Here is a 26,446-nt window from a genome sequence, read left to right as displayed (position 1 = left end):
CAGTATATAATAGAAAGGAAGAAAAAGAAATGTCAATGTTAAATGAGAAAAGGGCAGAGGAACTTCTGGCCCTCACAACTAAAATGATTCAGGCTCCCAGCTACAGCGGCCAGGAGAACCTGGTGGTGGACGTCATGAAGAAATTCTGTGACGAGCACAAATTTACCGATATCCACGTGGACAGATACGGCAACTGTATCTGCCACATAAAGGGATCCAAACCAGGTCCGAAGATCCTCTTTGACGGCCATATGGATACGGTACCTGTACCGGATAAGACAAAATGGGATCACGACCCATTTGGCGCTGAGATTGTGGACGGCAGGATGTACGGCCGCGGAACCTCCGATATGAAGGGCGCCCTGTCCGCCATGCTGGCAGCAGCACTTTACTATGCAGAGGATGCAGACTACGACTTCCCCGGCGATATCTACGTTGCGGGCGTTGTCCATGAGGAGTGCTTCGAGGGCGTGGCTGCAAGGGAAATCAGCACTTATGTGAAGCCGGATTATGTTATTATCGGCGAGGCATCCCAGCTGAACATGAAGATTGGCCAGAGAGGCCGTGCTGAGATCGTGGTGGAAACCTTCGGTGTTCCTGCCCATTCTGCCAGCCCCCACAAGGGTGTAAACGCAGTCTATAAGATGTGCAAGGTAATCGAGGAAATCAACAAGCTGACACCTCCTCACCACGATGTGCTGGGCGACGGCATCCTGGAGCTGGTGGATGTGAAATCCTCCCCATACCCAGGCGCCTCTGTTGTGCCGGATTACTGCCGCGCAACCTATGACAGACGTCTGCTCACCGGCGAGACAAAGGAGAGCGTACTGGCTCCCTTACAGGAGCTTCTGGACGGCATGATGAAGGAAGATCCGCAGTTAAAGGCAAAGGTTTCCTACGCAGTAGGCCAGGAGAAGTGCTGGACCGGCGAGACCATCGAGGCAGAGCGTTTCTTCCCGGGATGGCTCTTCGACAAGAACGAGGACTGGGTACAGAACATTTATAAGGAAATGAAGGAAATCGGCCTGAACCCAACCATCACCAACTATGATTTCTGCACCAATGCCAGCCACTATGCAGGCGAGGCAGGAATCCGTTCCGTAGGCGTAGGCCCGTCCTTAGAGACACTGGCCCACACCATCAACGAATACATTGAGATAGACCAGTTAAACAAGGTCATGGAATCCTATTACGGAGTCATGAAGGCGCTGTTGAAATAGGATCACTAAAAGGATAGTCCCCTGGCAGACAGGGCTTAAGCGTGTACGGTTCACCCCGCACGCTTTGCCCTGTTTGCCGGGGTATAACTGGTTACGCAGAGAACATAGCGAGGAGGAAACTGATTATGGCAATGAAGAAGTGGGCTATGGTAATCATGAACGCGGGCTATGACCCGGAAAAGGACATGGCGCGCCTGGACCTGGAGCAGGTTGAGACACACATCCTCACGGTGAGGAATCCCGAAGAGGCTGTGGCGCTGGCCAAACGTCTGGGAGAGGAAGGCTTTGGAGCCATTGAGGTCTGCGGGGCATTCGGGGAGGAACTGGCAAAGAAAATGTATGAGGCCACCGGATGCAAGGTTCCTGTGGGCTATGTGACCACCCCCCAGGACCAGTTTGAGAAGGCCCTGGCATTCTGGAGCTGATGGCCGGGCTCTGACACATAACCGGCACAGGCAAATCCAGAGAGAAAGGAATACATACTATGAGGCTGTTTGATTTACACTGCGACACCATAGAAGAATTAAAAAAACGGGGAGAAGATTATCTTAACTGCACCACCCAGTTCTCCCTCAGGGACAGGGAGAAATTCCAGAAGGCTGTCCAGGTCATGGCTGTTTTCGTGCCTGATGATATCCGCGGGCAGGAGGCAGTGCAGTTCGTACTGGATTACCACCAGTACATGGACGACCAGGTGAGAAGGACAGGAGGCCAGGCTGAACTGGTGGAGAAAATCACGGACCTGGACCGGATACTGGATGAGGGAAAATGGGCCTTTATCCGCTCCATTGAAAGCGGAGCCGCGTTAAACGGGGATCTGGACAACATAAACCGCTTTGCTGACCTGAATTTCAAGATGCTGGGACTGGTGTGGAACGGGGCCAATGAGCTGGGTTCAGGGCCAAACAACGATACCGGGCTCACTGCCTTTGGAAAGGAAGCAGTAAAGAGGATGGAGCAGGTGGGCATGATTGTGGACTGCTCCCATCTCAACGATGCAGGGTTTGAGGACCTGTTAAACATAGCAGAGCGTCCCTTTGTGGCATCCCATTCCAATGTCAGGGCCTGCTGCAGCCATCCCAGGAATCTTACGGACGCGCAGTTTAAGGAAATTGTGCGCCGTGGAGGCCTGTGCGGCCTGAACCTGTTCTCACGGTTCATAGACGACGATGACAATGGCAGCAAGGACTATCTGCTGCGTCACATCTACCACATGCTGGAGTTAGGCGGAGAGGACGTGATAGCCTGGGGCGGGGATATGGACGGCGAGATTACCTGCGACCCCGACCTGAACACGCCTTACGGGGTGGGACGGTTTGCGGACTATCTGGTGGAACACGGCATCGGGGAAGCGGCCGTGCAGAAGATTTTCTTTGACAATGCATACCGGTTCTTCAAGCAACAAGTTAAATGATGTTCTGAAAGGAAATACAATATGGAGACAATTAGCCTGAATATCAACGGGGTCTGCCGGGAACTGGCAGTGGGAAAGAACTGGACGCTGTTAAAGACGCTGAGGGACGGACTCAGGCTCACAGGAACAAAATGCGGCTGTGAGACAGGGGACTGCGGAGCCTGCATGGTCATCATAGACGGCGTAGCCACCCGCTCCTGCCTGGTAAAGGCTGTCAATCTGGAAGGTAAGGCCATTGAGACCATTGAGGGCCTTTCAGACGGCATCCATCTCCACCCAATCCAGCAGGCCTTTGTGGATGCCGGAGCCGTACAGTGCGGTTTCTGCATTCCCGGCATGATTATGTCAGCCAAAGCCCTTCTGGACCAGAACCCGGACCCAAGGGAGGAGGAGGTCAGAAAGGCCATTGACCCGAATCTGTGCCGCTGTACCGGGTATGACAATATAGTAAAGGCCATTTTACTGGCTGCCAGTCGGATGGGAGGAAACCGGAATGGACAATGAATACACTGTAATCGGAAAACCGAGACCCATAGGCGACGCTGCCTTAAAGGTGACGGGACAGAAGATATATGTAGGTGATATGGAACTGCCGGGAATGCTCTACGCAAAGGTGCTCTTAAGCACGGTTCCCCATGCCAGAATAAAGAGCATCGACACCTCCGCGGCTGAGGCGCTGCCCGGAGTAAAGGCGGTTGCCACCTACAAGAACACGCCCCAGGTGCGGTACAACAGCGCGGTCCGTTTTATTGAGCACAAGCTTCCGGACACGGAACGTATCTTTGACGACACCGTGCGCTTTGTGGGAGACAGGGTGGCTGCCGTGGCGGCGGAGTCCCCGGGCATAGCGAAAAAGGCAGTAAACCTGATTAAGGTGGAGTACGAAGCCCTCCCGGTGATTACCGATGTGGAGGAAGCCATAAAGCCGGAGGCCTGGCCCATTCATGAGGGAGGAAATATTGTGGGGACCTCCAGGGCAGAGGCAGGCAATGTGGATGAGGCCTTTCAGGAGTGCGATTATGTATTTGAGGACCGTTACACCACCCAGGCCATTCATCATGCGGCCATCGAGCCCCATGTTGCCATAGCTGACTTTGCTCCCAACGGAAAGCTGACCGTATACAGTCCATGCCAGAACACCTTTGCCTTCCGTGTTATCATGTCGCGTATCTTCGGCCTGTCCTATAACAGGATACGGATGGTGGCGCCGGCCATCGGCGGGGCCTTCGGAGGCAAGCTGGAGGTGACGGTGGAGCCTGTGGCAGCAGTGCTCTCCCAGATGACGGGAAAGCCTGTGAAGGTGGAGTACAACAGAAAGGAAAGCATTCTGTCCACCCGTGTGCGCCACGCTTCCGTAAACTATGTTAAAACAGGGTTCATGAAAGACGGAACCTTAAAGGCAGTGGATTTTAAAGTCTACACCAACACGGGAGCCTATGCTTCCAGCGCCCTGAATGTAAGCGGCGCCATGTCCCACAAGGTCTTTAAGGCATATAAAATTGACCACATGCGTTTCCAGTGCCAGCCCGTGTACACCAACACCGAGATAGCAGGAGCCATGAGAGGGTACGGCTCGCCCCAGGTCTATTTCGGATGGCAGAGACAGATGCAGAAGATTGCGGATTTCCTTCACATGGATATGGCGGCTCTGCAGATGAAGAACATGGTGGACCCGGACAGCTGCGACCCTATTTTCCACAAACCCCACGGCAATTCCAGGCCAAAGGACTGCTTAAAGAGGGCGCTGGAGCTCATTGACTATGAAGCCTGCCTGAAGGAGCAGGAGGCTACAAGAAATCAGGATATACGGATTGGGGTGGGCCTGGCTCTGGGAGTCCACGGCAACAACTGTGTAGGCGCCCACCGGGATGTGTCAACCCCCATGCTTAAGATGAATGAGGACGGATCCTGCATCTATTACACCGGCTCTCATGATATGGGTACCGATACGCTGGGGATGCAGATGCAGATTGTATCCGAGGTGCTGGGAATCAGCATGGACCGGATTGACTGCCTGGCAGCGGACACGGATGTGGTCCACTGGCACATTGGGGATTATTCCAGCCGGGGCGTGTTCGTGGCAGGAAGCGCAGCCAAGAAGACAGCTGAGGCCATGAAACGGGAATTGCAGGTTGAGGCAGCCAAGCTGTTAGAGACAGAGCCGGATGATATCGAGCTTCACCACGACAGGGCCTGGAGCAGGAAGAATGAGGAGAAAAACGCCTCCCTTCACGACGTGATGGTCCACTGCCAGTCCGTGAGCATGAGGGAGCTGATGGTGGCCGAGACTTACGAGGCAAAACGGGGAGCCACCTCCTACGGGGTACATATCGCCAAGGTGGAAGTAAACACCCTGACCGGAGAGGTAAGGCCCCTGGAATATGCAGCGGTCCACGATATCGGCCGCGCCATCAATCCCCTGATGCTTAAGGGACAGCTGGCAGGCGCCATACAGATGGGACTGGGTTACGGTCTTTGCGAGGATATGGCATATGACGGGGACGGAAAACCTCTGGTACAGACACTGAAAAAATACAAGGTGCTCCGGGCCTCCCAGATGCCAAAGCTATATATGGATTTCGTGGAAACCCCACAGGGAGAACCGGACGGTCCTTACGGGGCAAAGGCCCTGGGCGAGTGTCCTGTGGTTCCTGCGGCTCCCGCTGTGGTGAATGCCATCTGCAATGCGGTCCGCGGGGAAATCAATGAACTTCCGGCAAGGCCCGACCGGGTCCTGGCAGCCTTGGGAGATAAATAGATTTTATACGGTGCAGTGCGCTGCACCGGGAAAGGGGAAGAGAATATGGTAAAGATACTGGGAATCTGCGGCAGCCCGCGCCGCAAGTCCTGCTACAAGGCGCTGGAGACAGCCCTTGAAGCGGCTAAGAATGCAGAGGAAGGCGTGGAGGTGGAGCTGGTGGAGCTCCGCGCCAAGAAAATGAATTTCTGCATCCACTGCAACAAGTGCCTGCGGGATAAATCCGACCGCTGTACCGTGTTCAAGGACGATATGACGGAGCTGTACGACAAATTTTACGAGGCTGACGGCGTGATTATCGCGTCACCGGTCTACGAGATGAACATAACGGCCCAGCTGTGCACCTTCTTTGACCGGTTCCGCTCCGCATGGCTTAAGGGAGTGGAGGATCCTGATTTCTTCGCCCACAAGGTAGGGGCGGGAATCACGGTGGGCGGCACCAGAAACGGCGGCCAGGAGGCCACCATGAATTCCATCACCAACTTTTTCCTGACACAGGGAATGACGGTCTGTACAGGCGGCTCAGGGATGTATTCCGGCCCTATGCTGTGGAATCCCGGGGACGGATCCACGGAGATAGAGGACCCGGACGGATTCAGAAACTGTGAAATCCTGGGAAGGAAAATGGCTAAAATGTCCAGGATCATGAAAGAGGCAAGATTCTAGTATTTCGTAACTTGACAACTGATGTATAAAAACTTATAAAGGGGATATTTTTATGAAAATGCAATATGGATTTGACGACAAGGTTCCCGCCGGTAAGGCTGTACCTTGGGCCCTTCAATACGTGTTTACTATCTTTACAGGTTCTATGACAGGCTCCATCATGCTGGCAAGCGGTGCCGGAATGAACTCGGCCGACACGGCGTTTCTGATACAGTGCGGATTGTTTGCCTGCTGTATCACCACGCTGATTCAGTCTCTGGGAATCCGCATCGGCAAGTTTCAGATTGGCGCCAGGCTGCCCCTGGTATCTGCGGGAAGCTGGACCCTCATCACGCCAATGGTGCTGTTTGCCAATGATCCCAACATCGGAATTCCGGGAGCCTTTGGTGCTGCCTGTCTTGGCACGCTGCTCCTGTTCCTGCTGGGACCCATTGTGATTGACAAACTGTACAAATACTTTACGCCCGCAGTAACCGGTTCTGTGGTTCTGGCAGTGGGAATGTGTCTGATTCTCAATGCATGGAACGACATGGTGGATTACAACCCCACGGGACCGGACGCCATGAAGATGTTTTTAATCGGCATTGCCATCGCGGCAATCTGCGTCATTATCGACCATTTTGCAAAGGGAATTGTGCAGTCATTGGCAGTACTCATCGCCATGGTGGCAGGTTATGTGTTCTGTTCCGTAACAGGAATGGTAGATTTCTCCCAGGTGGGAAGCGCGGCCTGGGTAGCTGTCCCCAGACCTCTTAACTTTGGAATGACCGTAAATCTGGGCGCCGTAATCACCGTATTTATCATCCATATTGCAACCATCATGGAGAACTCCGGCAACACCACCGGTGTTGTCACTGCCACGGACGAGGGCCTTCCCACCAAGGAAACCTTAAAGGCATCTGTGCGCGGCGACGCCCTGGGCGGCGTGTTCTCCACCCTGTTTAACGCCCTTCCCATGTGTGTGGCGGCCCAGAACTCCGGCGTGGAGGTTATGTCCGGCGTGGCTTCCAGGTTTGTAACAGCCATTGCAGGCGTTATCTTCGGCCTCATGGCCATATTCCCCAAGTTCTCCCAGGTGCTGGCCCTGATTCCCAATCCGGTTTTAGGCGGCATCCTGCTGGTTACCTTTGGAAACATCATTGCCAGCGGTATCAAGGTTATTGGCTTTGACGAGAACAACAAGAGAAACTTTACCATCATCGCCCTGGCGGCGGCAGTGGGAATCGGCGGCAACTTTGCCCAGGCCGCAGGAACCCTTGCGTTCCTTCCCTCCACGGTAGTTACGCTGTTTACCGGTATTTCCGGTACGGCCATCACTGCCCTGGTACTGAATATCATTCTTCCCGGCGAAAAAAAGGAAGAGGCATAGAGGCAGAATATAACTGATAGGGAGGTCAAGATGGAATTAGTAGCATTAAACGTTAACGGAAGAACTTATAATATAGCAGTGGAAAAAAACTGGACCCTGCTTTACACCCTGCGGGAGGTTATGGACCTGACAGGCACCAAATGCGGATGCAGTACAGGTGACTGCGGCTCCTGCAAGGTCATCATTGACGGCGAGGCTGTCAACTCCTGTTCTGTGAGGGCAATGGATATGGGAGGGAAGGCCATTGAAACCATTGAAGGAATATCACCCGGCCATGTAAGCCTTCACCCCATCCAGCAGGCATTCATTGACTGCGGCGCCGTGCAGTGCGGTTTCTGCACTCCGGGCATGGTCATGGCTGCCAAGGCTCTTCTGGATAAGAATCCGGATCCAACGGAGGAGGAAATCAAGGAAGCCATGAAGGGAAACCTGTGCCGGTGTACCGGTTACGTGAAAATACTGGAGGCTGTTAAGCGTGCGGCCCAGGTCATGAGAAAGGAGGGAAGATAGCTATGTCATGTGAGATACCCAAGAATGGAATGATAGGAAAAAGCGTGCCGGTCAGGGATGCCGCCATGAAGGTGACAGGGCAGATGCGGTATGTGGCCGATATGAAGCTGCCCGGAATGCTGTATGCCAAGATTTTATTTTCACCCGTTCCCCATGCCAGGATTAAGTCCATTGACACCACCCAGGCCCAGGCTCTGGAGGGGGTCCATGCCGTTGTCTGCTACAAGGATTCTCCAAAGAACCGTTACAATGGAAACGGTGAGGATAAGGACATCAATCCCTCCGAGCTGGTGTTTGACCAGACCGTCCGCTTTGTGGGGGATAAGGTGGCGGCTGTGGCGGCCGACACAGAGGAGATTGCAAGAAAAGCCCTTTCCCTTATCTCTGTGGAATATGAGGAGCTTCCCTTCTATCTGGATCCGGAGGAAGCCATGAAGGAGGACGCCTACCCCATTCATCAGGGCGGCAATATCATCATGGAATCCAATAACTCCGGCGGTGACGTGGACGGCGCCATAAGGGATGCGGACCATGTTTTCCGGCACAGATACGAGATGCCGGCCGTGAACCACTGTTCCCTTGAGACACATGTCTCCATTGCGGAGTATGATGCGGACGGCAAGCTGACCGTGTGGACGCCTACCCAGGATGCCTTTGGCCAGAGAATCAATCTGCAGCGTATTTTCGAGCTGCCCATGAGCAAGATACGCGTTATCAGTCCGGTGATGGGCGGCGGCTTCGGCGGCAAGATTGACCTGGTCACAGAGCCGGTGACAGCCCTCTTAGCCATAAAGACCGGCCGTCCCGTGAAAATGGTCTACAACAGGACCGAAGAATTCTGCTGTACCCGCACCCGCCATGCTGCCAAGGTGGATTTAACCATGGCAGTGAAAAAGGACGGAACCATCACTGCAGCCGATGAGACCATGATCTTAAACGCAGGCGCCCACACCAGCGCCACCATGTCCGTGTGCTGGGCGGCAGGGGGCAAGTTCTATAAGCTCTTAAAGACCCGCAATATGAGATGCCGGGGAATACCGGTATATACCAATACGCCGGTGGCTTCCGCCATGAGGGGATTTGGTTCCCCGCAGCAGTTTTTCCCTGTATCGTCCATGATGAACGAGATTGCCCAGAGCCTGCGCCTGGACCCGTCTGACGTGTTCCTTAAGAACCTGGCGGATCCCTTTGAGGCGGCCTGCAATGACGGGGAATCCTTTGGCAACTTCCGCCTGAAGGACTGCGTGGTCCGCGGACGGGAGCTCATCGACTGGTACGAGGCCAAAAAGCAGATGGAGGCATCCAGGAAGGAGAAGGGCCGCTACCTCATAGGAGTGGGCATGGCCTGCGGTTCCCACGGAACATCCATGTTCCCCTTCATGCCGGATATCACGGGCATCACCATCAAGATGAACGAGGACGGGACCATCGTGTTTACCACCGGAACCTCGGATATGGGAAATGGATCCGTGACCACCCAGTGCATGCTGATTTCCGAGGTGCTGGGCATCCCGCTGGACCATATCGCCTACATAAAGACGGACACGGACGCGGCCATGTCGGATCTGGGAGCCTACGCGTCCAGAGGCACCTACACCAGCGGCCACGCGGCAGTGAAAACAGCCCAAATCATGCGTGACAAGATAGCTGTACTGGCGGCAGAGCTTCTGGATACCACCACGGATAACCTGGATTTCCACGACGATGCAGTGTGGTGCGTGGATATTCACAGGAAGTTTGTCAGCATGAAGGAGATTGCGGTTCATGCCAGGGAAAAGCATCAGGAGGATTTAAGCTGCTCCTATATGTTCCACTCAGAGGCAGGCCCCATGAGCAGCGGAGCCCATTTTGCAAAGGTGCAGGTGGACACGGTCACCGGCGGGATTAAGGTTCTGGAATACGCCGCAGTCCATGACGTGGGACGGGTGGTGAATCCAATGGGCATCACCGGACAGCTGGAGGGCGGTATTTCCATGGGTCTGGGCTATGCCCTCTGCGAGGAAATGAAGCTGGACAGCACGGGCAGGAACCAGACCAGCAGTTTCAAGAAATACCACATCCTTAACGTGAAGGAAATGCCGAAGCTTTCCGTGGATTTCCTGGACTCCGAGGAGGAGACAGGTCCTTACGGAGCCAAGTCCATCGGAGAGTGCGCCGTTGTTCCGGTGGCGCCGGCCATAGCCAACGCAGTGTCCAATGCAGTGGGCAGGCAGTTTTACAAGCTTCCCATCCGTCCGGAGGACGTGCTGGAGGCATTGTCATTGGCAAAATAGGAGCGTCCGGACCGTTTTTAAGAACCGGAACCAGATTATAATAACAGATGGATACAATGTCCCGCCGCAGCCAAGCATTTGCTGCGGCGGGACATTGCTGTCTCAGATATGCCGCGGTATGTTGTAAGGGATTCCCATGTTAAATCTTAAATACAAGGTAGATATCTGTATGATTTGGTAGTACAATAAACGGAGTTCCGTTAAAACAACAGGGGGTTTCTGCCTGGGAAGGCGGGAAACCGGAAGAATGAAAGCAGGAGGGACACAATGATACCGGACAGAGAGAGGGCAAATAAAGAGCTTAAGTGGGCGGCGGATTTAAATCCGGGACCCTGGAAGGAGCATTCCCTGTACGTGGCAGCTGCCTGTGAGAGCATAGCTTCCAGGTGCAGCCACATGGACCGGGACCGGGCCTATGTGCTGGGCCTCCTTCACGATACAGGCAGATATGCGGGCCGGACATCGGAGCGCCATCTGTTAGACGGATACCGCAGATGCATGGAACACGGATGGGAGGAGGCTGCCAGAATCTGTATGAGCCATGCGTTCATGATACAGGATATAGGCACGTCCATTGGTGAGTTTGACGTGACGCCCCAGGATTATGAATTTATGAAGGAATTCATTTCCGGGGCAGTCTATGACGATTATGACCGTCTGGTACAGCTCTGCGACAGCCTGGCCCTGCCTACGGGATTCTGTCCTCTGGAAACCAGGTTCGTGGACGTGACCATCCGGTACGGGGTTCATCCCAGCACCATTCCCCGGTGGAAAAGGGTGCTGGAAATAAAGGATTATTTTGAAGAACAGATGGGATGCACCATCTATGAAGCGCTGCCCTGCGGGGGAAGGCTGCAGCATTTATAAGGAGGTACAAATGATATACACATTTCCCCACTATTACAATCATTTTAAATGTACTGCGTCCGGCTGTCCGGACACCTGCTGCGCGGGATGGGGCATCATGATTGACAGCGCATCCCTTAAGAAGTACAGGAACATGGACGGACCCTTTGGCAGCAGGCTCCATAATTCCATTCATTGGAAGGAAGGTTCCTTTAAGCAGTACCATGGACGGTGCGCGTTTTTAAATGAGGAAAATCTATGCGACATCTACAGTGAGGCCGGGCCGGAGTACCTGTGCCGTACCTGCCGCACATATCCCAGGCATATAGAAGAATTTGAGGGATGCAGGGAAATGACGCTCTGCCTTTCCTGCATAGAGGCGGCAACAATCATATTGGGCTGTGAGGAACCGGTGCGGTTTCTTACCAGGGAGGATGAGCGCCAGGAGACATATGAGGACTTTGACTTCTTTCTCTTTACCAAGCTGATGGATGCCAGGGAACTGGCACTGGATATCCTCAGAGACCGTACCTGGTCTTGGGAAGACAGGACATCCATGTGCCTGGGACTGGCCCACGACCTTCAGGCCCGTATCAGAAAAGGGCGGCTCTATGAGGCGGACGGGCTTATAGAGCGGTACCGCAGGGCGGCGGGGCGCAGACGGCTTCCTTCAGGCTGGGACAGGGCGTCCTGTTCCAGGTATGAGGTCATGGAGGAGGCCTTTTCCCTGTTTTCCGAAATGGAGGTTCTGGGAAAGGACTGGCCGGCCTTTGTCTCCGGGATGAAGGCAGCTCTTTACGGGAAGGGCAGGCAGGCATATGAGACGCGGCGCAGGGCATTCCTGGAAAGTGAGATTGGAAAACGGCTGCCGGTGCTTAAGGAACAGCTCATGGTGTATTTTGTGTTCACCTATTTCTGCGGGGCTGTTTACAACGGGAATCCCTATGGAAAAATGAAGATGGCGGCAACAGCCACCCTGCTGATTGAGGAGCTGGCCCAGGCTCTGTGGACAGACCAGGGCGGCAGGCTTACTTTTTTGGATTTTGCGGATGGGGCCCACCGGTTTTCCCGGGAAGTGGAACACTCGGATTCCAATAAGGCAGTGTTGGAGGAAGCAGTGGTCAGGCGGCCGGGATTTGCCCTCAGGCGTCTGCTGGCCGCGGTGGAAAGTGATGGCAGTGGAGAGTGACGGCAGGAGAGTGACGGCAGCCAGAAAACAATGGACAATCTTGTGAAATGGATTTATAATGAAAATTAGGTTTAGAAATATTGGAAGGAGAACAAAAAAATGAGTGAATGTAACCATGACTGCGGCTCCTGCAGTGCAAACTGCGACAGCCGCAAGGCAGATAAAAGTGAGTTCCTGGAGGCACTGAATCCGGCCAGCTCCGTAAAGAAAGTAATTGGCGTTGTCAGCGGCAAGGGGGGCGTGGGCAAGTCCTTAGTCACCTCCATGCTGGCAGTGAGCATGAACCGCAAGGGCAAGAAAACAGCTGTCCTGGACGCTGACATTACAGGTCCGTCCATTCCCATGGCCTTTGGAATCGGCAATGAGGGCGTGGCCACATCACCTGACGGCAAACTGATGCTTCCGGCCAAGTCCATGGAAGGCGTGGAAGTCATGTCCGCCAACCTGCTTCTGGATAAGGATACGGATCCGGTTATCTGGAGAGGCCCTGTGATTGCGGGAGCCGTGAAACAGTTCTGGTCTGAGACCTTATGGCAGGATGTGGATTATATGTTCGTGGATATGCCGCCGGGCACAGGCGATGTACCCCTGACCGTATTCCAGTCCCTGCCTGTGGACGGCATCATCATTGTCACCTCACCGCAGGAACTGGTTGGAATGATTGTAGCCAAAGCAGTGAACATGGCAAAGAAGATGGATATCCCCATTGTGGGAGTTGTGGAAAATATGAGTTATCTGGAATGTCCCGACTGCGGCAAACGCATCAGCGTATTCGGAGAAGGCCATGTAGAGGAAATCGCGGCAGAGCACGGCATCAAGGTCCTGGCTCAGATACCAATTGATCCTGCCATTGCCCAGATGGTGGATGCAGGACGGGTGGAATATCTTGAAATGCCGTGGTTTGATGAGGCTGTAAAGGCAGTCGAGGCATTATAAAAAACTGCGGCAGCAGTAAACCATAGATAATGAGGTGAACCGATGAACATTAACATCAATCCCAACAGTGAGCTTCATCAGTCCATCGTCAATGTACCGGATATGGTCCAGGTGCCGGAGATGTGGGTTGACCAGGCTCGCCAGTTCCAGCAGGCTATGATGAGGTATACCTGTGCAATCAGGGAGGTCAAGACAAAGCTGGAAGTGTTGAACGACGAGCTGTCCGTAAAGAACCAGCGCAATCCCATCGAGATGATAAAGTCCCGTGTGAAGAAGCCCAAGAGCATAGTGGAAAAGCTGCAGCGCAGGGGATTCGAGATATCATTGGAGTCCATGGAGAAAAATCTGGATGATGTGGCCGGAATCAGGATTATCTGTTCCTTCCTGGATGATATCTATGAAGTGGCGGATATGCTGATAAGGCAGGATGATGTAAAGGTGATTGCGGTGAAGGATTATATTCAGAATCCCAAGCCCAACGGATACCGGAGCTACCACATGATTATCGAGATACCGGTGTTCTTCTCCGACAGCAAGAAGCCTATCCGTGTGGAGGTGCAGATACGTACCATTGCCATGGACTTCTGGGCCAGCCTGGACCATCAGTTAAAGTATAAGAAGTCCTTTATTGACGACAACGGAGAAATCAGCGAGGAACTGAAGCAGTGTGCGGAGGTCATTGCCGGCACAGACGTGAAGATGCTGGAGATACGCAAGAAAATTGAAGCCCAGGGCGTCACGGTGCGCAGGGACTGACAGAGACTGTAAATCAGATAGTTCAGACAGGCTCTAGTAGAGATAGTAAGACAGGGTTTCCGTTATGCGAAACCCTGTTTTTCTATAGAGATGCAGGGCAGGTTCATTGGAGCCGGATACCTGGAGGCAGATCCGCCGGATACCCTCACGCTCCAGATAGCGGATGAGCTGTATGAGAAAACAGCTGGCCAGCCCCCGGCGTCGCAGGGCCGGAGCGGTCTCCAGGCTGTACAGGTATGCGGCGGTGCTGTTCAGGGAAAGACGGCAGGTAACGCAGGCGTCCGGCGTGCTGTCTGTACCGGAGGTGTTATCCTGGGCGGTGCTGTGAACTTTGCTCCGGGCGGTGCTGTGAGCTTTGTTACGGGCGGTGATGTCATCCCTGTCCTGGGAAGTTATGCCATCCTTGTCCGGGGAGGGATGGTCCCCCGGCCTTCTGGCGCAGATGAGCAGCCCTTCTAGAGTTGGGCGGATGTCCATGTCCAGTTCCATATCCTGCTTTCTGCCATCCGCTCCGTCCGACGCTCTGTTCGGCAGGGAGGCGTGGGAGGCGGATTTTCCATCCTTAGAAGAATCGGCTGCTGTATTATATTCCATCATATATTCTTCATTCCAAAGCTCTGCCCCCAGTTCCCGGAGAGCGGCCGTGGCCGCCGGGCACTTGTTGTCGGTTACAAGGCAGAGTTCCGGCTCGCCCAGGGCCTCGCTGTACTGGCAGACCTGTTCCAGGAGCGCAGAAAAATATCCCTTTCTTCTAAAATCCGGGTGTGTGAAAGCATAGCATTCCCACATTGTTTCCTCTGTTTTATACACGGCCAGGAAGGCAGCCGCAGTGGCGTCCTCCTCCAGAAGCCAGTATTCATCCCCGTCCTCAGGGCAGGAAAGACTCAGGCCGTCCGTGAGGCGGCACAGGGCCGAAATCCTGCGTATATCTTCCTGTTCTTTCCGGGATAATGTGGTTGTATGGGTGATATTTGTATGAGTCATATTCGTACGAGTCAGATTTGTATGTGCGGTATTGGTATGCATCATATTCATGCGGGCGCGGCCTCCTGGATTCTTACCTTTGGACTTTCCTATATTGTAGGGCAGTAAGGCGTTCATTGCAATGGCAAGATTGTATTTCTTGTGTATTTATCTGTATTCTGGTTGATTATGGAAAAATGCAGTGGTAGAATAAAGGCCGTGCGAATTTCAAACATAATCGGAGCATGGCTTAAAACACGCTCTAACGCAGCAGGAGGAAACAAAAGATATGAGATATGTAAAACAGATAGGAATTATCCTGGGCATAACCCTGGCGGGAGAGATATTGAATCATGTGGTGCCCCTGCCTGTGCCGGCCGGTGTGTACGGCCTGTTCATCATGCTGGCAGCCCTGATGTGCGGGGCCGTGAAGCTGGAGAGCGTGGAGGGCACGGGTAATTTTCTCATGGATACCATGACCATGATGTTTATACCGGCAACGGTTGGGATTGTGGAATGTATCGGAGAGGTGAAGGCAGTTCTGGTGCCCTTTCTGATAATCATAGGAATATCCACCCTTCTGGTCATGGCAGTGACCGGATGCATGGCCCAGTGGGTCATGGGCAGAAAACACAGCGGGGAGGAGCAGTGACATGAGGGAAGGCATACGGTTGATACTGGAACAAACACAATATTTCGGTCTTGTGCTCAGCATAGGCGCCTATCTGTTTGCCTGCTGGCTTAAGAATAAAACAAAACTGGCTATCCTGAATCCTCTTCTGGTGTCGGCAGCCCTGATTATTGCCTGCATTCTGGGAGTAGGAATGGATTATGAAACATATAATAAAGGTGCATCCTATCTCAGCTGGCTCCTTACGCCGGCCACGGTCTGTCTGGCAATCCCATTGTATAAGCAGCTGCATCTGCTGAAGAAACATGCTGACGCCGTGGCGGTGGGCATCACATCGGGGGTGGTCACCAGTGCGGTGAGTATTTTCCTCATGTGCAAGGTGCTGGGTATGGCCCATGTCCACTACGTGACACTGCTTCCCAAGTCCATTACCACGGCCATCGGAATGGGTATCAGCGAGGAAGCAGGAGGCATCGTAACACTGACGGTCATGAGCATCATACTTACAGGGGTGTTAGGCAATATGGCCGGGGAGACCGTGTTAAAGCTTTTAAAGGTCCGCCATCCCGTTGCCAAGGGCCTGGCCATGGGAACCAGCGCCCATGCGGTGGGGACGGCCAAGGCCCTGGAGATGGGAGAAATCGAGGGCGCCATGAGCAGTCTCTCCATTGCGGTGGCAGGGCTGATGACGGTTATTGTGGTTCCTCTGGCAGCGAATTTAATTTAGCGTGTAATTTAAAATAATGTATATTTAATTGAGCGCCCATTTAATATTGTATTGGAAGGAGTGTGTTCTGCATGAAAAAACGAAGCGAAGCAGATAGTAAGTATACCTGGAAACTGGAGGATATGGTGGCGGAGGACAGCCAGTGGGAACAGATGTTTAAAGAGGCTTCCGGGGAAATAAGCGAATATGCTTCCTACAAGGGAAGACTGGCCGAGTCCGCGGATACCCTGTATGCCTGCCTCTTGTTCGACGACAAGCTTTCCCAGAAGATAGAGCGTCTGTATGTCTATGCCAGGATGCGTTCCGACGAGGATACCACCGTGCAGAGATACCAGGATATGTTTTCCAGGGCCCAGACGCTGTCCTACCGGGCAGCTGAGAACAGCTCCTTCCTGGTGCCGGAAATTCTGTCCATGGACCGGGAGCTTCTGGAACAGTATATGGCGGCGGATAACGGCATAGGCCATTTTAAACGGGCGCTGGAAATCATTCTTGCCAGGCGGGATCACACCCTGTCCGGCGAGATGGAAGAGCTTCTGGCCCAGTCCTATGACGCCACCCAGGGCGCCAGCCAGATTTTTACCATGTTCAACAATGCGGATGTGAAGTTCCCCGTTATCACGGGGGAGAGTGGGGAGGGAATCCAGATTACCCACGGCAATTACATTTCCCTGATGGAGAACCAGGACCGCAGGATACGCAAGGATGCATTCGAGGGGTTATACAGTGTGTATGAACAGTTTTCCAATACTCTGGCAGCTGCATTTTCCTCCAATGTGAAGCAGGCCGTATTCTACGCAAAGGCAAAGAAGTATGCCTCCAGCCGGGAGTATTACCTGGCTGACAACGAGGTTCCTGAGCTGGTCTACGACAATCTGGTGAAGGCAGTGCGGGAAAATATCGTGAAGCTTCATGAATACACCCGGGTACGGAAGGATGTGCTGGGAGTGGATGAGCTTCACATGTATGACCTTTATGTACCCATGGTGGCAGCGGCTGACCGCCGTTACACCTATGAGGAGGCAAAGTCCATTGTGCTGGAGGGCCTGGCTCCGCTGGGAGAGGAATATCTGTCCTTGTTAAAGCAGGGATTTGACAGCCGGTGGATTGATGTCTATGAAAATGAAGGCAAGCGCAGCGGCGCTTATTCCTGGGGGACCTACGGCAGCCATCCCTATGTGCTGCTGAATTTCCATGGCACCCTTAACGATGTGTTTACCCTGGCCCATGAGATGGGACATTCCATCCATACCTGGTATTCCGACAGGAACCAGCCGTTTACCTATGCCGGGTATAAGATATTTGTGGCAGAGGTGGCATCCACCTGCAACGAGGCGCTTCTGATACGCCATCTCCTTAAGAAGGCAGGCAGCAGGGAGGAAAAGGCATATCTGCTGAATCATTTCCTGGAGAGCTTTAGGGGAACCCTGTTCCGTCAGACCATGTTTGCGGAGTTTGAGGATATGGCCCATAAAAAGGCGGCCAGAGGAGAGAGCCTGACGGCTGAGAGTCTGTGCAGTATCTACCGCCAGCTGAATGCAGACTATTTCGGGCCGGCCATGACAGTGGACCGCCAGATTGATTATGAGTGGGAGAGGATTCCCCATTTCTATACACCTTTTTATGTATATCAGTATGCCACGGGATTCTCAGCAGCCGTGGCCATCAGCAGCCGCATTATGAGCGGGGAACCAGGCGCGCTGGAAGGGTATAAGAAGTTCTTAAGCGGAGGCTGCTCCATGAAGCCAATCGATCTTCTGAAGCTCTGCGGTGTGGATATGTCCACCACCCGGCCGGTGGATGAAGCCCTTGGTTTCTTCGGGGAGCTGATTGAGGAATTTAAGAAGTGTATCCATACAAATGAATGATTGAGGGAAGAACATGAATCAGAGTGCAGCAAAAAGCCGTGAACAGGGAAAGCAGATAAAAAAGCGGATTGACTTGACGGAAGGGAGTCCGGGGCGCCGCCTTCTCCTGTTTGCCCTTCCCATGATTCTGGGAAACCTGTTCCAGCAGTTTTACAACATGGCGGACTCCATGATTGTGGGCAATTTTGTGGGCGAGGACGCGTTGGCGGCTGTAGGTGCTTCCTATGCCCTGACCAATGTGTTTATTATGATAGCCATAGGGGGAGGAAACGGCGCGTCGGTTTTGACATCCCAGTATCTGGGAGCCAGGCAGCACGGAAAAATGAAAACCTCCATTTCCACGGCCCTGATCACCTTCCTCTTTGTGAGCATTCTGCTGGGGAGCGCGGGATTATACCTGAACGGCCTCATACTGGAGTCTCTTAAGACACCGGCCAATATCATGGGCCAGGCAAAGCTGTACCTTGGAATTTACTTCCTGGGAATGCCTTTCCTGTTTATGTACAATGTTCTTGCCGCCATATTCAATGCCATGGGGGATTCCAGGACGCCTCTGTACCTTCTCATATTTTCATCCATCCTGAACGTGGTTCTGGACATTATATCTGTCACATGGCTGGGGATGGGGGTGGACGGTGTGGCCATTGCCACTGTCATGGCCCAGGGAGTATCCGCCCTGATATCCTTCGGCATCCTGATGAAAAAATTAAGGGGATATGAGCAGGAGGACGGGGATAGTTTCAGGCTCTACGACAGCAGCATGTTAAAGGCAGGGACCAGAATTGCGGTGCCGTCCATTCTCCAGCAGTCCATTGTATCCATCGGAATGCTGCTGGTCCAGTCCGTGGTCAATGGGTTTGGCTCCGCTGCCCTGGCCGGTTACTCAGCGGGAAGCAGAATTGAGTCCATCTGCGTGGTGCCCATGATTGCAACAGGCAACGCCGTAGCCACCTTCACGGCCCAGAACATCGGCGCCGGGAAGATGGAGCGGGTGAAGGAGGGGTACAGGGCCAGCTACGGCATTGTAGCCGGTTTCTCCGCCATCATAGCCGTGATAGTGGTGCTTCTTAACGGCCCGATCATAACCTCCTTCCTGGGAGACGGCATGAGCCGGGAAGCCTATGGGGCGGGCACGGGATACCTGTCCTTTATCGCCTACTTCTTTGTGTTCATCGGTATGAAGGCGTGTACGGACGGAGTTCTGCGAGGCTCCGGGGATGTGCTGGTATTTACCATTGCCAATCTGGTGAATCTGACCATACGTGTCTACGCAGCCTTTCATTTTGCTCCCATATGGGGTGTGGCAGCCGTGTGGTACGCGGTCCCCATGGGCTGGATTGCCAATTATGTCATATCCTTCAGCCGTTACCTCACAGGAAAATGGAGGGATAAAAAGGTTATATAAGGAAGCGGAAGGGCTGCATCACAAAGCCCACCACCTTCCAGGCCGCCCTTTTATACGCCGGGACATCTGCAATGGTCAGATGTTCCGGTATTTCATATGTTCCGTCCGGCAGGAGACGTCGGCAGTCCTTCTGGTAGGAGACCATGTATTCTTCCAGCTGGGCTGTCAGCTCCGGGCTCTGGATGACCAGCATAAGCTCTGTGTCCAGATAGGTGCTGCGCAAATCGAAATTGTAGGAGCCCACGGCGCACAGCTCATCGTCAATGACAAGGGATTTGCCATGATAAGAGAGACCGCCGTCATATTCCAGAATCTCCATGCCCGTATCCCCAAATGCGTCCCTGTGCATGGGATAATCGCTGGAGGCAAAAAAATTGTCGCCGTTTTCAACTGAATTAATCATCATGGTCACCGGCACCCGAGCCGTGATTTCCTTCATGGTATCGTACATATAGTCATTGAATACAGCATAGGGAGTGTGGATCAGCACACTCCTTTTTGCGTCCTTCATAAGAACAGACATGGTGTGAAAGACCACGGGTTCCTTTCCGTAGATGCCGGTGGGGTTGGACACCAGGGTGATTTTCCCCGTGGGAACCGTGTTGGAACCGTAATACTCCAGGGCCTTTGACTGATTGGCGGTCAGGGATAAGGCCGGGAACAGGGGGGGAGCGGTATCCGGGGCGTCCGGGATATCCGGGGCGGCGGGGTAATCGTCATCGTTGATACTTGAATCCATGGGCAGGGCCGGACAGCCGGGCTGGCCGGGCGCGGCGGTGCAGCTGGCAGAATCCTCCTCACTGTCAAACAGATCCGGATATTGGATGGCCAGGACCTTATACCGCTCCCTCAGCATGGCCGCCGCGTTCCGGACAGAGGTCCTGTCACCGGTCTTTTCGCTGTCATGGAACAGGGAGGACACATCCAGATTCCATACCTGCTCAAAGTAATCTTCCACCTGATACAGAGAGCTGTCCTTTCCCCTGTCTGTGCCGTGGGCTGTATTGTAGACCAGGACTTCGCGGTCATGGCTTCTGGAATCCGTGGGATAGGAACCGATGAAATAATCAAAGGTATTCCGGCCGCCCAGTATATATCCATAATCATCCACAATCACATACTTGTCATGCATCCTTCCCTGGGTTTTCCACGGAAGCAGGGGATTCATTTTGTTGTAAATCTTGATTTCAATGTTCGGATGGCTGGAGAGGGCATAAAAAAGCTTGCTGGGCTCCATGCGCACCAGGCCGGAGAAACCGTCCACCAGTATCTTTATGCTGACTCCCTGGTCCGCCTTGTGGAGCATGACTGCCATCAGATCCCTGGGGCTCTCGCCATCCCTGAAATCAAAGGTGGACAGTATAATCCGTTCCCTGGCCAGGTTCATGAGGCGCATCCGTTCATCCCAGGCGCTCTGATTGGTTTCCAGTATCATGGCGCGGTCCCGGCTGTCTCCCTCCTGATAGAAGTTCTCAGCCGATACCGTATCTTGTGTTTCCTGGGAAATTGGCTTATAGTGATAGAAGGGAGCTGTGGCTCCAATCACCAGATACATCAGTATCAGGAAAAAGAGTGAGAGGACAGGGTGCTTTTTAATCCATGTAATACACCTGCATATCATAAGAAACTCCTTTTATGTGCATACTTTTAGTACTGCGGATAGCGGGCGCCGTGTGCACAAGGACCTGCGATACGCTGTACCAGTGATAATATAGGTACTATACTAAGAAAAACAGGGAAAGTCAATTCATAGAACAGGAGGACAGGACATGGCGCAGACGCTTTACTATAACGGCACCATTCTTACCATGGAGGACAGGTGCCCCCAGGTGGAAGCCGTGCTGACAGAAGACGGAAGAATCCTGGAGACAGGAACATGGGAAAAGGTAAAGGAAAGAGCAGGGGATAAGGCCCGCAGGCTGGATCTTCAGGGAAGGGTGATGATGCCGGGCTTTATAGATTCCCACAGCCATTTTACGGCCTGCGCCAGCCACACAATGGAAGTGGACCTGGGCGGGGCGGGCAGTTTTGAGGACATGATAACATGCATCCGGCAATACATTGAAGATAAGAAGATTCCAGAGGGAAAATGGGTCACTGCGTCCGGATATGACCACAACCGCCTGAAGGAACACAGCCACCCCCGCAGGAAGGTCCTGGACCAGGCAGCGCCTCAGAATCCATTGATACTGAAACACCAGTCAGGCCACATGGGGGTGTTTAACACCATGGCTCTCAACCTTCTGGGTGTGACCGGACAGACACAGGCGCCTCAGGGAGGCGTCATAGAAATGGAGGGCGGGCTTCCCACCGGATATATGGAGGAAAATGCATTTTTGGGCTTCCAGGGACGCATCCCCATGCCGTCGGCAGAAGATTTCCTGACTGCCTACGGCCGCGCCCAGGAGCTCTATGCTTCCTATGGAATCACCACGGTCCAGGAGGGACTGATGGCAAGCCAGCTGGTGCCGCTGTACCAGATGCTGCTGAAATCAGGACTTTTAAAGCTGGATTTAATTTCCTTTATGGATATACGGGACAGCGATGCTGCACGGACGGCATTTGAAAGCCATATAAAGAACTATAAGGGGCATATGAAGATAGGCGGGTACAAAATGTTCCTGGATGGATCGCCCCAGGGAAGGACGGCATGGATGCGTACGCCCTATCTGCCGGAAACACCGGATGCAGAGGAAAAGGCACAGGCGGATGCATTTCCCCGGACCCGGGCAACAAAAGAGGATTACTGCGGTTATAATACCCTGGAGGACAGCCAGGTAAAGGAAAATATTTTAAAGGCAGAGCTGGAAGACATGCAGCTTCTGGCCCATTGCAACGGTGACAGGGCGGCAGAGCAGTACATGGATATGCTGGAGGCAGTTTACAGGGAACTGGGGAGCGGGAACAGCAGGAAGCCTGGTTTTTACAGGGGCGATATCCGTCCGGTAATGATTCATGCCCAGCTTCTGGGGCTGGATCAGCTGGAACGGGTAAAGAGACTGGAAATCATTCCCTCCTTTTTCCTGGCCCATGTATACCACTGGGGGGACATCCACGTCCGCAATTTTGGTCAGGAGCGGGCGGGACGCATCAGCCCGGCTGCATCGGCCCTGAAGGAGGGCATCTGTTTCACCCTGCACCAGGACAGCCCGGTTATTATGCCGGACATGATGGAGACTCTGTGGTGCGCCGTAAACCGGCGTTCCAGGGAGGGTAAGGTGCTGGGACCGGAGGAGCGCATTCCGGTGCGGGATGCGCTTAAGGCAGTGACGGTCAACGGGGCATACCAGTATTTTGAAGAAAATGAGAAGGGAACCGTCACGCCCGGGAAAAAGGCGGATTTTGTGGTGCTGGAACAGAATCCTCTGGAAACAGGGGCAGATGAGATACGAAATATCAGGGTGCTGGCAACCATCAAGGAGGACCGGCTTTTGTGGAAAGCATAGGATGAAAGAAAGAATATAAAAGAACTAAAAAGGACACAGCCGGGATGGGGGATTCACGGCTGTGTCCTTTATTAGGGATAATATATATATAAAAGGAGTTGGGCATTCAATGATGATTACAGAATATCAATATACTTGGGTGTCTCCTCCACCTTGGGCGCATCCTTTGGCACCTGAAGCCTCAGTATGCCGTTTTCAAAACCAGCCTTGATATCTTCCTGGCGAATCTGCTCGCCTACAAAGAAGGTTCTCTTACATGAACTGGTATAGCGCTCCTTGTGAATCAGGGTGCCCTTGTCATCCTTGCCCTCGCTGGACTTGGTTATATCAGCGCTGACAGTCAGATACCCGTCCTTAAGCTCTGCTCTGATATCCTCTTTTTTGAATCCGGGAAGTTCAATCTCTAAAATATAGTTTCCATCCTTCTCCATGATGTCGGTACGCATCACCGGAAGCTTCTTGGCCTCCTCACCCTTTTCGGAGGCGCTGGTAAAGAATGGGTCATTGAAAAAGTCATCAAATAAATTAAGTCCGTAGTTTCTTCTTGGTATTAACATCATCGTTATATCCTCCTCGCTCATAGAACTGTTTGGTTTCATTTGCTTTATGCTTGTATTATAGCACGATTGTTAGCACTGTCAAGAGGTGAGTGCTAATAAAATTATAAAAAAAGTATGAAGTATATTAAGAGAGCATTTGCAGCCTGTACGCAGCATATCCTGCGGCCTTCAGAGAAAAAACATAGAACCGTAAGCAGGGATTAAAGTAAAACGTGGAAGGATATGGTAAAGTAATCATAAGGTTTCCGCATATCTGCGGCAGGGAGGGGAATATGATGAAACATTTGATGCAAATGATAACGAAAAGGAAAAGGAAGTATCTGGGAGCTGGGCTGCTTCTGACAGCCATATTTTTATCTGCGCTCACATCCGGGTGTGCTTTAAATGGCCTTCATAAGGGTACCCAGGATCTTACCCGGAATATACCCAAGGAAGAAGTGGAGACAGTGGATATGATGGAGCCATCCTATGAATCTGTAAATCCACGGAAGGAACTTACAGAATTTTCTCTGGAACTTCTGAGTGAAAACCTGTCCCATGGCAATTGCCTGATTTCGCCTCTTTCCATTGTCTCCGCCCTGGGAATGACTGCAAATGGAGCGGAGGGCAGCACGCGGGCGCAGATGGAACAGATGATGCATACGGATACGGCTGTCCTGAATGATTATCTGAAGGCATACACAGATTATATGCCCAACAGCGAGGCCTGCCAGGTCAACATAGCGAATTCCATATGGTTCAGGGACAGGGACAGCCTGGCTATAAATGAGGATTTTCTTAAAACCAGCCGGAATTATTACGATGCATCTATATTTGAGGCTCCCTTTGACGCGGGCACAAGGGATGACATCAACAGCTGGGTAAAGAAGGAAACCAACGGCATGATTCAGAAACTGCTGGAAGAGGCGCCGCCCCGGGACGCGGTTATGTATTTGGTCAATGCGCTGTCCTTTGACGGGGAATGGCGGGATATCTATAAAAAGAACCAGATACATAAAGGAACATTTAACGCGGAAAACGGGGAACACCAGTCCGCGGAGTTCATGTATTCCACAGAAGCAGTCTATCTTGAAAATACATTGGGGAGGGGATTCCTAAAACCATATGGGGACGGCGCCTATGCATTTGCCGCGGTCCTGCCTGATGAGGGTATGACGATGAAGGAGTTCCTGGAGAGGTTAAAGGAAAATGGGATTACAGATCTTCTTGAACAGACCCGTAATAAAACCGTCTGTGTCAGATTGCCAAAATTTACAGTGGAATACAATGTGGTTCTCAACGAGTCCCTGACGGAATCCGGAATGAAAGATGCATTTGACAGCCAAAAAGCGGATTTTTCCTCCATGGCCCATTCAGATAATGATAATATTTATATAAGCAAAGTGATTCACAAGACTAAAATTGATGTGGACGAAAAAGGGACAAAAGCAGGGGCAGTGACGGCAGTTGAGGTATCGGAGGGCAGTGCCGTTCAAACAGAGGAACCAAAGGAGGTTTTTCTTGACAGACCGTTTTTCTATATGATTATAGATACCAGACAGAACTTTCCTCTTTTTATGGGCTGTCTGATGCAGCTGGAATAAAACGGATTTTCCCAAAACGGATTTCCCCAAAATTGATTTCCCCAAACCGGATTCTGTGCATTCTATGGAATTGCTGCCTGCGGGCTTGAAAAAAAGTGAAGGATTGTATAAGATATATCGTAAGGCTTGTTTTAAATATAATTTGACCTTATGAGAAGACGAGGAAAACCACATGAAATCACAGATTACCATGAAGGATATGGCACAGCATTTTAATGTGTCCCTTAATACAATCCATAAAGCGATTTATGGAAAGCCTGGGGTGAGTGAAGCTACCAGAAAAAAAATAGTATCCTATGCGGAAAAAAATGGTTACAGGCTGAACGCCATGGCATCCATGCTGAAACGGAAAAATATGAAAATTGCAGTATGCCTGCCCAAACTGGATCAGGACAGCAAGTATTTCTACAGCTATATATGGCAGGGATACAGAATGTACCTGGCGGAACAGAGCGAGTTTAACCTGGAGATTCAGGAGCTGGCCTATGAAAAGGGAGAGCTTTCCCGGACACTGGAAGCATTATGTGAAAAGGTGAAGGCAGGGGAGGAGTTAGACGGACTTCTGACGGTTCCGCCGGGAGACGAAAAGGGAATCTGTGCAGTCAGATACTTTACAGATAAAGGGCTGCCTGTGGTTTTTGTGACCGAAGACCAGGACCGGTGCGGCCATTTAGGAACCGTGGTGGGGGATTATTACGCGGCAGGCCAGCTCATGGCGGAACAGGCCTGCAATATCCTGGCCAGGGGCCGGCGCATTCTCCTGATGACAGGTGACCCCTATAAGGATTCCCATTATCTGGTGGCAAAAGGGTTTCACGAATATATGCGGCAGGAGAAGAAGGAGTATGCTGTTGAGGATTTATACGGCTATTATGAATTAGACCATCTGGATAAAAACGTGCTGGATATTTTGAAGGAAAATCCCCCGGATCTGATTTGCTGCGTGTTTTCCAGAGGCAGCGCTGTCCTGTACAGGGCATTAAAGAAAAGCGGGATGGCAGGCAGGATTCCCGTCATTGCAAGCGATGTATTTGATGAGACGGTGAGGGCCTTAAAGGAAGGAACCTTTACCAATCTGGTGTTCAAGGACCCCTGTAAGCAGTCATATCTTGCCATCAAGATGCTTTATGAGTACCTGCTCATGGATAAGGAACCAGCGGAAAAGGTACGCAGGGTGGAAATAGTACTGATATTTAAGAGCAACGTAAACTACTTCTGGGAAAATATTAAGGACATGCAGTATATGCGGACATAAACCGCGGACTTAACTGGCTGAAGCCGGAAAACAAAAAGACAGGGGCAGCGTTTCCTTCATAAATGCTGCCC

General features: G+C 52.4%; 23 protein-coding genes. 20 read left to right on the top strand and 3 right to left on the bottom strand.

The features are described 5' to 3' along the window. Window positions 1-29 precede the first annotated feature (29 nt). The 13 genes from LI015_RS17205 (at window position 30) to LI015_RS17145 (ending at window position 13,937) form a co-directional block, all read left to right on the top strand. Window positions 30-1,220: a YgeY family selenium metabolism-linked hydrolase gene (locus tag LI015_RS17205; protein WP_227125802.1), complete on the top strand. Its 1,191-nt coding sequence runs from the start codon at window positions 30-32 to the stop codon at window positions 1,218-1,220. Window positions 1,221-1,345: 125 nt separating this feature from the next. Continuing rightward, complete coding sequence (locus tag LI015_RS17200; protein WP_002565084.1) at window positions 1,346-1,645, top strand: DUF6506 family protein; 300 nt, start codon at window positions 1,346-1,348, stop codon at window positions 1,643-1,645. Between the two features lie 59 nt (window positions 1,646-1,704). After that, on the top strand, window positions 1,705-2,634 hold the full coding sequence (locus tag LI015_RS17195) for a dipeptidase (RefSeq protein ID WP_002565083.1): 930 nt from the start codon (window positions 1,705-1,707) through the stop codon (window positions 2,632-2,634). Between the two features lie 21 nt (window positions 2,635-2,655). Further along, window positions 2,656-3,138, top strand: a complete 483-nt coding sequence (locus LI015_RS17190) for a (2Fe-2S)-binding protein (RefSeq protein ID WP_002565082.1) — start codon at window positions 2,656-2,658, stop codon at window positions 3,136-3,138. Continuing rightward, window positions 3,128-5,392: a xanthine dehydrogenase family protein molybdopterin-binding subunit gene (locus LI015_RS17185; RefSeq protein WP_227125801.1), complete on the top strand. Its 2,265-nt coding sequence runs from the start codon at window positions 3,128-3,130 to the stop codon at window positions 5,390-5,392. The genes LI015_RS17190 and LI015_RS17185 overlap by 11 nt, the downstream gene beginning before the upstream one ends. 45 nt (window positions 5,393-5,437) lie before the next feature. After that, window positions 5,438-6,058 (top strand): flavodoxin family protein, encoded by a 621-nt coding sequence (locus LI015_RS17180; protein ID WP_002565080.1) that lies wholly within the window; start codon window positions 5,438-5,440, stop codon window positions 6,056-6,058. A gap of 52 nt (window positions 6,059-6,110) precedes the next feature. Beyond that, complete coding sequence (locus LI015_RS17175; protein ID WP_002565079.1) at window positions 6,111-7,427, top strand: uracil-xanthine permease family protein; 1,317 nt, start codon at window positions 6,111-6,113, stop codon at window positions 7,425-7,427. A 30-nt stretch (window positions 7,428-7,457) separates the two neighbouring features. Further along, window positions 7,458-7,937 (top strand): (2Fe-2S)-binding protein, encoded by a 480-nt coding sequence (locus tag LI015_RS17170; RefSeq protein ID WP_002565078.1) that lies wholly within the window; start codon window positions 7,458-7,460, stop codon window positions 7,935-7,937. 2 nt (window positions 7,938-7,939) lie between these two features. Further along, on the top strand, window positions 7,940-10,210 hold the full coding sequence (locus LI015_RS17165) for a xanthine dehydrogenase family protein molybdopterin-binding subunit (protein WP_002565077.1): 2,271 nt from the start codon (window positions 7,940-7,942) through the stop codon (window positions 10,208-10,210). A gap of 267 nt (window positions 10,211-10,477) precedes the next feature. Beyond that, complete coding sequence (locus LI015_RS17160) at window positions 10,478-11,077, top strand: HD domain-containing protein (RefSeq protein WP_002565076.1); 600 nt, start codon at window positions 10,478-10,480, stop codon at window positions 11,075-11,077. Window positions 11,078-11,087: 10 nt separating this feature from the next. After that, entirely contained in the window at window positions 11,088-12,245 is a 1,158-nt protein-coding gene (fliB, locus tag LI015_RS17155) for a flagellin lysine-N-methylase (RefSeq protein ID WP_002565075.1), read from the top strand. Window positions 12,246-12,344: 99 nt separating this feature from the next. Continuing rightward, window positions 12,345-13,181 (top strand): Mrp/NBP35 family ATP-binding protein, encoded by an 837-nt coding sequence (locus LI015_RS17150; RefSeq protein ID WP_002565074.1) that lies wholly within the window; start codon window positions 12,345-12,347, stop codon window positions 13,179-13,181. Window positions 13,182-13,223: 42 nt separating this feature from the next. After that, on the top strand, window positions 13,224-13,937 hold the full coding sequence (locus tag LI015_RS17145) for a GTP pyrophosphokinase (RefSeq protein WP_002565073.1): 714 nt from the start codon (window positions 13,224-13,226) through the stop codon (window positions 13,935-13,937). Between the two features lie 33 nt (window positions 13,938-13,970). Here the strand turns inward: LI015_RS17145 and LI015_RS17140 are convergent, their stop codons facing one another. Then, window positions 13,971-14,972 (bottom strand): GNAT family N-acetyltransferase, encoded by a 1,002-nt coding sequence (locus tag LI015_RS17140; RefSeq protein WP_002565072.1) that lies wholly within the window; start codon window positions 14,970-14,972, stop codon window positions 13,971-13,973. A 217-nt stretch (window positions 14,973-15,189) separates the two neighbouring features. Between LI015_RS17140 and LI015_RS17135 the strand changes: the two genes are divergently transcribed. The 4 genes from LI015_RS17135 (at window position 15,190) to LI015_RS17120 (ending at window position 19,531) form a co-directional block, all read left to right on the top strand. Next, window positions 15,190-15,552: a CidA/LrgA family protein gene (locus LI015_RS17135; protein WP_002565071.1), complete on the top strand. Its 363-nt coding sequence runs from the start codon at window positions 15,190-15,192 to the stop codon at window positions 15,550-15,552. Between the two features lies 1 nt (window position 15,553). After that, the gene (locus tag LI015_RS17130) at window positions 15,554-16,258 is read left to right on the top strand and encodes an LrgB family protein (protein ID WP_002565070.1); all 705 of its coding nucleotides are present in this window, start codon (window positions 15,554-15,556) and stop codon (window positions 16,256-16,258) included. Between the two features lie 71 nt (window positions 16,259-16,329). Next, complete coding sequence (gene pepF / locus LI015_RS17125; protein ID WP_227125800.1) at window positions 16,330-18,126, top strand: oligoendopeptidase F; 1,797 nt, start codon at window positions 16,330-16,332, stop codon at window positions 18,124-18,126. A gap of 13 nt (window positions 18,127-18,139) precedes the next feature. Beyond that, complete coding sequence (locus LI015_RS17120; RefSeq protein WP_002565068.1) at window positions 18,140-19,531, top strand: MATE family efflux transporter; 1,392 nt, start codon at window positions 18,140-18,142, stop codon at window positions 19,529-19,531. Here the strand turns inward: LI015_RS17120 and LI015_RS17115 are convergent. Then, a complete protein-coding gene (locus tag LI015_RS17115) occupies window positions 19,524-21,152 on the bottom strand; it encodes a phospholipase D family protein (RefSeq protein WP_002565067.1) in 1,629 nt (542 codons plus the stop codon). The two genes, LI015_RS17120 and LI015_RS17115, sit on opposite strands and share 8 nt — an antisense overlap. 148 nt (window positions 21,153-21,300) lie before the next feature. On the opposite strand from LI015_RS17115, the gene LI015_RS17110 reads away from it, so the two are divergent. Continuing rightward, window positions 21,301-22,977 carry an amidohydrolase gene (locus tag LI015_RS17110; protein WP_002565066.1) on the top strand — a complete coding sequence of 559 codons (1,677 nt, stop codon included), beginning with the start codon at window positions 21,301-21,303 and terminating at the stop codon, window positions 22,975-22,977. A gap of 116 nt (window positions 22,978-23,093) precedes the next feature. Here LI015_RS17110 and LI015_RS17105 read toward each other — a convergent pair whose 3' ends face one another. After that, window positions 23,094-23,537 (bottom strand): Hsp20/alpha crystallin family protein, encoded by a 444-nt coding sequence (locus LI015_RS17105; RefSeq protein ID WP_002565065.1) that lies wholly within the window; start codon window positions 23,535-23,537, stop codon window positions 23,094-23,096. Between the two features lie 272 nt (window positions 23,538-23,809). Here LI015_RS17105 and LI015_RS17100 point away from each other — a divergent pair, with 272 nt between their 5' ends. Beyond that, complete coding sequence (locus LI015_RS17100) at window positions 23,810-25,120, top strand: serpin family protein (protein WP_002572793.1); 1,311 nt, start codon at window positions 23,810-23,812, stop codon at window positions 25,118-25,120. A gap of 172 nt (window positions 25,121-25,292) precedes the next feature. Next, entirely contained in the window at window positions 25,293-26,375 is a 1,083-nt protein-coding gene (locus LI015_RS17095) for a substrate-binding domain-containing protein (protein ID WP_002572792.1), read from the top strand. The last annotated feature ends 71 nt before the right edge of the window (window positions 26,376-26,446 follow it).

The sequence above is a fragment of the Enterocloster sp. 210928-DFI.2.20 genome, assembly GCF_020554465.1.
GTDB lineage: Bacteria > Bacillota > Clostridia > Lachnospirales > Lachnospiraceae > Enterocloster > Enterocloster bolteae.
Note: the sequence above shows the minus strand (reverse complement) of the source record. Positions and strands in the feature narration are given on the sequence as shown.